Below are 9,639 nucleotides of genomic sequence, written 5' to 3' on the forward strand. Positions count from 1 at the left end.
TCGGTGATCTGCTCCGGCGTGCCCCAACCACTGGACGGGCGCTGCTGGAACAGACCCAGCGAGTCATGATCGTTCATGTCGCCGAGGTGACCCAGGTTCTCCAGCTTCGACTCCTGCAGGCTCGTCGCGATCGAGATGACCGCGGCCCGCTCCGGCAGACCCGCCTTCTTCGTCGCAGCGATGATCGCCTTCGCGTTGGCGGTCTGCTCGTCGTTCAGGTCGATCTTCGACTGGGCGCCCTGCACACCGTGCGGGATGAGCTTCGCGGTGTCCGGCTTGTCGGCCTGCACCACCGCCGCCTCGGACAGGCCGGTGGTCGGCGTCGCCTCGTGGTGGTTCAGCGGGCCGGCGGCCAGACCACCGGCGAAAGCCAGACCAGCAATACCCAGCACGCTCTTACGCAGCATCGTGTTCATGGGGGAAAGCTCCATTCGGGGGTCGGCGCACACACAAGCCGATGGGGGTCGGCGGGATCGGTGTGCGCAAGCACCGTCAGGCGCTCAAGAAGTCATCCGGGGGGATCATCCGGTGCGCGGGGCCGGGGAGCCTCTTCGTCGCGCCGGGACCATGTACAACGACCGGCGGCCCCACCAACATTCCGGGGCCGGCCAACCCGCCTCGGGGACGCCCCGGGGCTGGCCATACCGCCCACCTGGGCGGGTCCTTCTCGACCGTCCGCCTCATGCGGGGCGGCCTTCCTCGGTCGTGCACGGGATGCAACGACGCCCACCCGCCCGCCATTCCGCCGTCCGGGGGCCGCCGGCCCACCCACGAAACGGACATCCCGCCCACGCCGAGCCCGTCGGTGGAACAGCGTGTGTGTCTCCGGGCGGCGGAGACACACATGGCGTTCCACTGGGCGTGCCAGGCGCGGGCGGAACCGGACAGACAGCCCAGAACGCCGGCCGCCCCACGGTTCCGTCTGGAGCGCCAGGTCGACGTATTGGCGGTGGGTGCGAGGTCAGGGCGATGGGAAAACGCGGGACAGGGGTTACCCTGACACCATGTCGGCCACCAGCACCGCGTACCTCGCCCGGCCCGGGCGACCCGCCGTGGTGGCGCGCACCCTCGGCGAGCTGGCCGGCCCCACCCGGGGCATCGTGGAGCTGCCGGTGCGCCTGATGTGGAACAGCGAGCGGGCCTTCGACCTGGCCGACCCCGACGACCTGCTCTGGATGTACGAGAACGTGCTGCGCGAGACCAGCCGGGTCGAGGACCTGCGCGAGCTGATCCACGGGGGGACGCTGCGCCGGGTGTGGCCGCTGTTGAACCTGCCCCGCGGCGTGCGCCTGGCGTGGGAGAGCCGGCACCGGGGCCTGCGTACCGCGTGACCCACCTGCACGACTTCTACCGGGAGGTGGCCCGGGTGGCCCTCGCGGCCGCCGGCCCGCACCGGTTCGTGCTCGGCGGCGGGGTGGCTTGGGCGGCGCACGGCCTGGTCACCCGCCCGACCGAGGACGTGGACCTCTTCGCCGACGTGGAGGGCGCGGCCGCCGCGGCGGCGGCCGGGGTGCGGGCCGCGCTGGAGCGGGCCGGCTACCGGGTGGTCGACGCCGATCCGGGCAGCGAGCTGGGTGAGCTCTTCGACGGCTACGACCGGGACCTGCGGGACTTCGTGGTGAGCCGGGACGGCCGGGAGATCCGGCTCAGCCTGGCCCGGCTCGACCGCTACCGCAGCCCCGTGGTGATGGACCTGGGGCCGGTCATGGACGTCCGGGACCTGATCGCCAACAAGACCGCCGCGCTGGTCAACCGCCGCGAGGTGCGCGACTACATCGACGTCTCGGCCGCGCTGGACCGGTACGCCGTGACCGAGCTGCTGGACCTGGCACGGCAGGTGGACCCGGCCCTGGACGTCGAGGACGTCCGGGCGGCCGGGCGCTACCTGGACCGGCTGCCGGACCGCCGGTTCGCTCGGTACGGCCTCGACCCGGACCAGGTCGCCGAGGTCCGCCGCCGGATGGCCGCCTGGCCGCGCTGACCGTGGCGCCGCGGGCCGCCCGTTCCCCCGGGCGACACGATCGCCGTGCTCACTTGGTGGGCTTGCCGCCGGTCACGCCGAGGATCTCCCCCGTCACGTAGCTGGACTCCTGCGAGGCGAAGAAGACGTACGCGGGGGCGAGCTCGGCCGGCTGGGCGGGGCGGCCCATCGGCGTGTCGGTGCCGAACTGCTTCACCTTCTCCTCGGGCATGGTGGCCGGGATCAGCGGCGTCCAGACCGGGCCGGGCGCCACGGCGTTGACCCGGATGCCCCGGTCGGCCAGGTTCAGCGCGAGGGCCTTCGTGAAGTTGGCGATGGCCGCCTTGGTGGTGGCGTAGTCGAGCAGCTGCGGCGCGGGGTTGAACGCCTGGCTCGACGAGCTGTTGACGATCGCCGAGCCCTCGGGCAGGTGCGGCACGGCCAGCTTGCAGAGCCAGAACATGGCGTACACGTTGGTCTTGAAGACCCGGTCGAACTGCTCGGTGGTGATGTCGAGGATGCCGTTGTCCTGCGACATCTGGAAGGCCGCGTTGTTGACCAGGATGTCGATGCCGCCGAGGTCGGACAGCGCCCGCTCGATCAGCTCCCGGCAGTTCGCCTCCTCCCGCAGGTCGCACCGCACGGCGACGCCCCTGCGCCCGGCCTGCTCGACCAGGCTGACGGTCTCCCGGGCGTCCGCCTCCTCCTCGTCGCCGAGGTAGGAGATCAGCACGTCGGCGCCCTCCCGGGAGTACGCGATGGCGACCGCCCGGCCGATCCCGGAGTCACCGCCGGTGATCACCGCCCGCTTGCCGGAGAGCCGGTCGCTGCCCCGGTACGACTCCTCGCCGTGGTCCGGCTTCGGGCCCATCTCCTGCTCGGTGCCGGGCGCCGACTGCTGCTGGCCGGGCTGGCCCTGCCGCTGGCCGTACTGGCGGGTGGGGTCCTGCTGGGTGTACTGGTCCTCGCTCACCGGTTCTCCCTCGTGCCCTCGTTGCCTCCTCCCGCCCTACCCCGGCGCCAAGGGCGGAAACGACGGTGTTACGCGGCGAGGGCCCGCGGCGCTGTGGTGTGAGATACCTCGGGGCGATGTGGCGCCTGTGACACTCGGTGGTTATGGTGCGCAACGGCGCCCACGAGGCGCGTCCACCCCCATGGAAGGGCACCTCATGACCTCCTCCTCCGGCGCCTCGCGCCGCCAGGTGCTGGCCGTCGCGGCCGCCGCCGCGACCGCCCCCCTGATCGCCGGCGCTCCCGCCGAGGCGAAGCCGACGGCCGCGAAGACCTGGGACCTCACCGTCCTCGGCACGTCGGACACCCACGGCAACGTCTACAACTGGGACTACTACCGGGACGCCGAGTTCGACGACAGCAAGCACAACGACGTCGGCGTCGCGAAGCTGGCCACCCTGGTCAACCAGATCCGCGCGGAGCGCAAGGGCAAGGCGACCCTGGTGCTGGACGCCGGCGACACCATCCAGGGCACCCCGCTGGCCACGTACTACGCCAAGCAGGAGCCGATCACCGAGACCGGCGCGACGCACCCGATGGCCAACGCCATGAACGTGCTGAAGTACGACGCCGTCACCCTCGGCAACCACGAGTTCAACTATGGCCTGCCGCTGCTCGCCACCTGGATCGGGCAGCTCGGCTTCCCGGCCCTGGCCGCGAACGCGATCAACGAGAAGACCGGCAAGCCGGCCTTCCTGCCGTACGTGATCAAGGAGGTCGCGCTCGGCGGGTACGACTCCCCCACCCTGAAGGTCGGCATCCTCGGACTCACCAACCCGGGCGTGGCCATCTGGGACAAGGCCAACGTCGAGGGCAAGCTGGTCTTCGCCGACATGGTGGCCACCGCCGCCAAGTGGGTGCCGGTGATGCGCGAGCGCGGCGCCGACCTGGTCATCATCTCCGCCCACGGCGGTGACAGCGGCACCTCCAGCTACGGGCCGGAGCTGCCGAACGAGAACCCGGTGGCGCTGATCGCCGAGCAGGTGCCGGGCATCGACGCCATCCTCTTCGGCCACGCCCACAACGAGGTGCCGCAGCGGTTCGTCACCAACAAGGCCACCGGCGCGCAGGTGCTCACCTCGGAGCCGTCGAAGTGGGGCCAGCGGCTGACCCGGATGGACTTCACCGTCACCAAGGTCAAGGGCCGGTGGCAGGTGGTCGCCAAGTCCGCCACCACGCTGAACACCAACACCATGGTGGAGGACCCGGCGGTGCTCGCGGCCGTGCGCGGCCAGCACGACACGACCGTCGGGTACGTCAACCAGGTCGTGGCGCAGTCCAAGGAGGAGCTGTCCACCGTCGAGTCGCGGTACAAGGACACCCCGATCCTGGACTTCATCAACCACGTCCAGGCCGAGGTGGTCACCCAGGCGCTGGCCGGCACCGCGTACGCGAGCCTGCCGGTGCTGTCCCAGGCGTCGCCGTTCAGCCGGACCGCCGTCTTCCCGGCCGGTGACGTGCGGATCCGCGACGTCGCCGGGCTGTACGTCTTCGACAACACCCTGGAGGCGGTCGTCATGACCGGCGCCGAGGTGAAGGCGTACCTGGAGTACTCGGCGAAGTACTTCAAGACCTGGGCGGCCGGGGACACCATCGACCTGCCGAACATCAACGACCCGAACGTGCCGGACTACAACTACGACGTCATCTCCGGGCTCGAGTACGACATCGACATCGCCAAGCCGGTCGGCCAGCGGATCACCCGCCTGGTCCTGCCGGGCACCGACACCCCGGTCGCCGCGGACGCCCAGTTCGTCATGGCGGTCAACAACTACCGGCGCAGCGGTGGCGGCAACTTCCCGGGCATCGTGAAGACCCAGGTCTACAACCAGCAGCAGGAGATCCGTCAGCTCCTGATCGACTGGGCGCAGGCCAAGGGCGAGATCCGGCCGGTCGACTTCTTCGTCGACAACTGGAAGCTGGTCCGCGACGGCGTGCCGGTCTTCTGATCCGTACCACCGCGACGGGCCCCGGGTGTTCCCACCCGGGGCCCGTCGGCCGTCTCCGGGCCGCTCAGCCCCCGCCGGCGCGCAGGTCCCACTCGTGCTGCCCTCCCGTGGGGTCGGGCCGGTCCCGGCGCGGCTCGGTCTCGCTCTCGGTCGACTCCACCCGCTCCTCGGGCCGTACCCCGGGCGGCAGCTCGCCGAAACGGACGTGCCGCAGGAAGGCGTACTCCTCGTCGGTGAACGACTCGCGCGGTTCGCTCATGACCGCATTGTGCGCCCGCCCGGCCACCCGTCGCATCAACCGACCCGGCGCGGGTAAGCCGCCGCGACGACCCGTCCGGCGACGAGGTGGAGGACGACCATGCGCGCGATCCGGATGACCGCTCCGGGAGTGCTGGAGCAGGTCGAGGTGCCCACCCCGACCGCCGGGCCGGGCGAGGCGCTGCTGCGCGTCGCCGCGGTCGGCGCCTGCCACTCCGACCTGCACATCCTCGACGCCCCGGCGGGGCTCTTCCCGGTCCCGATGACCCTCGGGCACGAGATCGCGGGCACCGTCGACCAGCTCGGCCCCGGCGTCACCGGTTGGTCCGCCGGCGACCGGGCGGCGGTCTACGGGATCATCGGTTGCGGCCGCTGCCGGGCGTGCGTGCGGGGCGCGGAGAACCAGTGCCGGGTGGTGCCGGTCGGCGGGATCGGGCTCAGCCGCGACGGCGGGCTGGCCGAACACGTCGTGGTGCCGGCCTCCCGGCTGCTGCACGTCGGGGAGATGGACCTGACCCAGGCGGCCCCGCTCACCGACGCGGGGCTGACCCCGTACCACGCCGTCGAGCTGGCCCGGGACCGGCTGCGCCCGGGCACCTCGTGCGTGGTGATCGGCATCGGCGGGCTGGGCCACATGGCCGTGCAGATCCTGGTCGCCACCACCGCGGTACGCATCATCGCGGTGGACACCAGCGTCGCGGCCCTGGACCTGGCCGCTCGGTTGGGGGCGCACGACGTGGTGCAGGCGGGACCGGACAGCGTGGACCGGATCCGGGCGCTGGTGGGTCCGCCGCCCGACGGCGCGGACGTGGTGCTCGATTTCGTGGGCGCCGACCCCACCGTCACCACCGCCCGGCAGGTGGTCGCCACCGGCGGTCAGGTGCTGCTGGTCGGCCTGGCCGGCGGGACCCTGCCGGTCCGGCCCGTCGCCGACGAGCCACCGACCCTGCCGCTGGAGACCGCTGTGGAGGTGCCGTTCTGGGGCACCCGGGCGGAACTCCAGGAGGTGATCGCACTGGGCCGGTCGGGGCAGCTCCAGGCCGACGTGCAGACCTTCCCGCTGGCGGAGGCGCCGGACGCGTACGAGCTGCTGCGCCGCGGGGAGATCCACGGCCGAGCGGTCATCGTGCCCTGACCTGGCGCGGGCCCGCGCCGGACCGCGCGGTGGCGCTCCGCCGTGGCGCCGGCAGCCGGTCCAGCAGCGCCAGGCCGGCCCGCACCGGGCGGCGGGCGAGGGTCCGCTCGAAGCTGGCCTGCCCCTGGCAGAAGCGGACGAACATCCGCCAGCCGGGCGGGGTGGCCAGCAACGCGTGGAACACCCCGGGCCGCCGGGCGAAGACCTCCAGCAGCCGGTGCCCGGCCCGCATCTCCGGCACCAGCCGGAGGCGGATCTCCCGTTCGTAGGCGTCGAGATCGCCGCCGGCCACCGCCTCCCCGGCCAGCCGGCCCGACCGCAGGGCGAAGCTGATGCCCTCCCGGCTCCACGGCTCCAGCAGGCCCGCCGCGTCGCCGGCGACCAGCACCCGGCCGCGGCGCAGCGGGGAGTCCTCCGCCCGGCACCGGGTCAGGTGCCCCGAGTCGTGCTCCGGGGTGACCCCGGACAGGCCCAGCCGGGCCACGAAGTCGCGCAGGTAGGCGCGGGTGCGCTCGCCCTCGCCCCGGGCCGCGATGACCCCGACGGTGAGCCGGTCGCCCTTCGGGAAGACCCAGGCGTACGAGCCGGGGACCGGGCCCCAGTCGAGGAGCACCCGCCCGCGCCAGCGGTCCTGCTCGGCGGGCGGGACCGGCAGCTCCAACTCCAGCCCCAGGTCGACCTGGCGCCAGGTCACCCCAACGTGCCGGGCGGTCACGCCGGAGGAGCCGTCGGCGCCGATCACCGCGCGGGCGCGTACCGTGTCGCCGTCGGCCAGCCGCAGGCGTACCTCGTCGGGGTCCTGCTCGACGGCACGGACGGCGACGCCCTCGCGGACCTCGGCCCCGGCGGCGACCGCGGCGGCGCGCAGCCGGTCGTCGAACTCCTCCCGGCGGACCATGGCCACCAGCGGCGCGGAGTGCCGGCGGGTGAAGCGGCGTCGCCCGTCCCGGGTGAACGTGATCCGGTCGACCCGGTCGTGCGCGGGCACCTCGATCCGGTCGGCGACCTCGGCCAGCGAGATGCCGATCAGCCCGCCGCCGCAGGTCTTGTACCGGGGGTGGGTGGCCCGCTCGACCACCAGGGTGCGCGCACCGGCCCGGGCCGCCGCGTGCGCGGCGGAGAGACCGGCCGGACCGCCACCGACGACGACGAGGTCCCAGATGATCACGGGTGCAGCCTAGGCCACCACGTCTGCGGCCCGCCCGGCACGCGCCGCGCACGACCCCCCGATCGTGTGGGCATCAACGGACGCCGCCCGGGTAACCGCCGGGCGCAGGCCGCCCGCCGGTCGGGCGGTCCACGCCGAGGAGGGAAGCGATGCGGCAGGTACAGCTGTCGGCGGTCGAGGAACGGGTGTACCAGGCGGTGACCGCGCTGGAGGTGCGGGGGCACGTCCCCTACCCGGACCTGATCGCCCAGGAGACCGGTATGACCGAGGATGAGCTCAGCGAGCCGCTGCACCTGCTCACCGAGCGGGGGCTGCTGCACCGGGAGGACTCACCGATGTCCGGGCTGGACTTCGGACCGCGGTGGTGCGCGCGCCAGATGACGTGACATCGTCGTTTGCCCCACCGGGGGCCGGGTAGCGATCGGTGATGCGTGATCGACGGTCTTCGGGGGGCACGATGAGCACGGACCGGTCGTCGACGCCGGTGGACACCACCGGGTCCGACGACCGGCGCCGCTGGAAGGCGCTCGGCGTCGGCCTGGTCGCGGCGTTCATGACCCTGCTGGACGTCAGCATCGTCAACGTTGCCGTGCCGTCGATCGACCGCGCGATCCACGCCACCCCCAGCGACCTGCAGTGGGTGCTGTCCGGGTACGCCCTCACCTTCGGTCTGGTGCTGGTGCCCGCCGGACGCCTCGGCGACGCGCGCGGCCGGCGTACCGCCTTCGTGGTCGGGGTGGCGCTGTTCACGGTGACCAGCGCGCTGGCCGGGCTGGCCCGCTCGCCGGAGTGGCTGATCGCCGCCCGGCTCGTCCAGGGCGCCGCCGCCGGGGTGGTCAACCCCCAGGTGAGCGGCATGATCCAGCAGTTGTTCCGGGGCGCTGAGCGCGGCCGGGCCTTCGGCCTGCTCGGCGCCACCATCGGCATCTCCACCGCGGTCGGCCCGCTGCTCGGCGGGCTGCTCATCGAACTCGGCGGTGAGGAACACGGCTGGCGCTGGGTCTTCTTCGTGAACATCCCGGTCGGCATCCTCGCCGTGGTGCTCGGCTGGCGGCTCATCCCGGCCCGCCCGGCCGGCCAACCCGACCGGCACCGGCTCGACCCGGTCGGGGTGCTGCTGCTCGGGCTCGGAGTCACCCTGGTGCTGCTGCCGCTGGTGCAGCGGGCGCAGTGGCGCGGCCCCGGCAAGTGGGCGCTGATCCCCGTCGGCTTGGTCTTCCTGGCCGGCTTCGCGTTCTGGGAGCGGTGGTACGCGCGGCACCGGCCGCCCCTGTTCGACCTGCGGCTGTTCCGGCTGCGCTCATACACCCTGGGCTCGCTGATCGGCCTGGTCTACTTCGCCGGGTTCACCGCCATCTTCTTCATCTTCACCCTCTACATGCAGGTCGGGCTCGGCTACAGCGCCCTCGCCGCCGGCCTGGCCATCACCCCGTTCGCGCTCGGCTCGGCGGCCGCCTCGGCGGTGGGCGGCCGGGTCGTCACCCGGTACGGCCGGCCGCTGGTCGCCGCCGGCCTGCTGGTCGTGGTGCTCGGTCTGCTCGCCACCGTGTGGGTGCTGCGGGACTCGCCGCACCGCTCGGTGCCGCTGCTGACCGCCGTGCCGTTCCTGCTCGCCGGGCTGGGCAGCGGCCTGGTCATCGCGCCGAACCAGACGCTGACCCTCTCCGAGGTGCCGGTGCCGCAGGCCGGCAGCGGGGCCGGCATGCTGCAGACCGGGCAGCGGATCGGCTCGGCCGCCGGCATCGCCGGGGTCGGCGCGCTGTTCTTCTCCTCGCTGGCCGGCAGCGGGGGTGACTTCTCCGTCGCCTACCGGCACTCACTGCTGCTGGCCGTGGGGATCATCGCGCTGGCCCTGGTGGCGGCGCTGGTCGACGTCATGGCCGGTCGCTCGCGCAGCTCCTCCTGACGGGGTGGTTGCGGTTGGGGCTGGGGGCGAGGGTGACCGGCTCCGGGCGGTCAGGCTTGATCCCTGCGCCGGTCACCCTCGCCCCCAGCCCGCCGTGGTCCACCACCGCGCGGTCCCCTGCGGTACGCCGCTGGCCGGCACCCCCTCGGGGTGCCGGCCAGCGTTTGCTTCTTGGGTCAGCTGTTCCAGTACTGGGCGACGATGTCGGCGGCCTGCTGCTCCCACTGCGCGTACGCGTCCGGGTAGGCCGAC

Annotated in this window: 10 protein-coding genes; 6 read left to right on the top strand and 4 right to left on the bottom strand. The window is 73.1% G+C overall.

Going from position 1 to position 9,639, the window contains the following annotated elements; genetic code table 11:
* Nucleotides 1-416: hypothetical protein (locus IEY96_RS32325; protein WP_189198587.1), on the bottom strand; the 416-nt coding region annotated here is incomplete at its 3' end.
* 588 nt (nucleotides 417-1,004) lie between these two features.
* Between IEY96_RS32325 and IEY96_RS32330 the strand changes: the two genes are divergently transcribed.
* Complete coding sequence (locus tag IEY96_RS32330; protein WP_189198588.1) at nucleotides 1,005-1,331, top strand: hypothetical protein; 327 nt, start codon at nucleotides 1,005-1,007, stop codon at nucleotides 1,329-1,331.
* Nucleotides 1,328-1,981 (top strand): nucleotidyl transferase AbiEii/AbiGii toxin family protein, encoded by a 654-nt coding sequence (locus tag IEY96_RS32335; protein ID WP_229792021.1) that lies wholly within the window; start codon nucleotides 1,328-1,330, stop codon nucleotides 1,979-1,981. Before IEY96_RS32330 ends, IEY96_RS32335 begins: the two co-directional genes overlap by 4 nt.
* 49 nt (nucleotides 1,982-2,030) lie before the next feature.
* Here the strand turns inward: IEY96_RS32335 and IEY96_RS32340 are convergent, their stop codons facing one another.
* Nucleotides 2,031-2,933 (bottom strand): SDR family oxidoreductase, encoded by a 903-nt coding sequence (locus IEY96_RS32340; protein WP_189198589.1) that lies wholly within the window; start codon nucleotides 2,931-2,933, stop codon nucleotides 2,031-2,033.
* 196 nt (nucleotides 2,934-3,129) lie between these two features.
* Between IEY96_RS32340 and IEY96_RS32345 the strand changes: the two genes are divergently transcribed.
* The gene (locus IEY96_RS32345; protein WP_189198590.1) at nucleotides 3,130-4,920 is read left to right on the top strand and encodes a bifunctional metallophosphatase/5'-nucleotidase; all 1,791 of its coding nucleotides are present in this window, start codon (nucleotides 3,130-3,132) and stop codon (nucleotides 4,918-4,920) included.
* Nucleotides 4,921-4,984: 64 nt separating this feature from the next.
* On the opposite strand, the gene IEY96_RS32350 is transcribed toward IEY96_RS32345, so the two are convergent.
* Complete coding sequence (locus tag IEY96_RS32350; RefSeq protein WP_229792022.1) at nucleotides 4,985-5,179, bottom strand: hypothetical protein; 195 nt, start codon at nucleotides 5,177-5,179, stop codon at nucleotides 4,985-4,987.
* A gap of 99 nt (nucleotides 5,180-5,278) precedes the next feature.
* Here IEY96_RS32350 and IEY96_RS32355 point away from each other — a divergent pair, with 99 nt between their 5' ends.
* On the top strand, nucleotides 5,279-6,313 hold the full coding sequence (locus IEY96_RS32355) for an NAD(P)-dependent alcohol dehydrogenase (RefSeq protein ID WP_189198591.1): 1,035 nt from the start codon (nucleotides 5,279-5,281) through the stop codon (nucleotides 6,311-6,313).
* On the opposite strand, the gene IEY96_RS32360 is transcribed toward IEY96_RS32355, so the two are convergent.
* Nucleotides 6,300-7,481, bottom strand: a complete 1,182-nt coding sequence (locus IEY96_RS32360; protein ID WP_189198592.1) for a geranylgeranyl reductase family protein — start codon at nucleotides 7,479-7,481, stop codon at nucleotides 6,300-6,302. The two genes, IEY96_RS32355 and IEY96_RS32360, sit on opposite strands and share 14 nt — an antisense overlap.
* A 149-nt stretch (nucleotides 7,482-7,630) precedes the next feature.
* Here IEY96_RS32360 and IEY96_RS32365 point away from each other — a divergent pair, with 149 nt between their 5' ends.
* Both IEY96_RS32365 and IEY96_RS32370 read left to right on the top strand, forming a co-directional pair.
* Nucleotides 7,631-7,867, top strand: a complete 237-nt coding sequence (locus IEY96_RS32365; protein ID WP_189198593.1) for a hypothetical protein — start codon at nucleotides 7,631-7,633, stop codon at nucleotides 7,865-7,867.
* Between the two features lie 71 nt (nucleotides 7,868-7,938).
* The gene (locus IEY96_RS32370) at nucleotides 7,939-9,387 is read left to right on the top strand and encodes an MFS transporter (protein WP_189198594.1); all 1,449 of its coding nucleotides are present in this window, start codon (nucleotides 7,939-7,941) and stop codon (nucleotides 9,385-9,387) included.
* Nucleotides 9,388-9,639: the final 252 nt, after the last annotated feature.

The sequence above is a fragment of the Micromonospora fulviviridis genome, assembly GCF_014648395.1.
GTDB lineage: Bacteria > Actinomycetota > Actinomycetes > Mycobacteriales > Micromonosporaceae > Micromonospora > Micromonospora fulviviridis.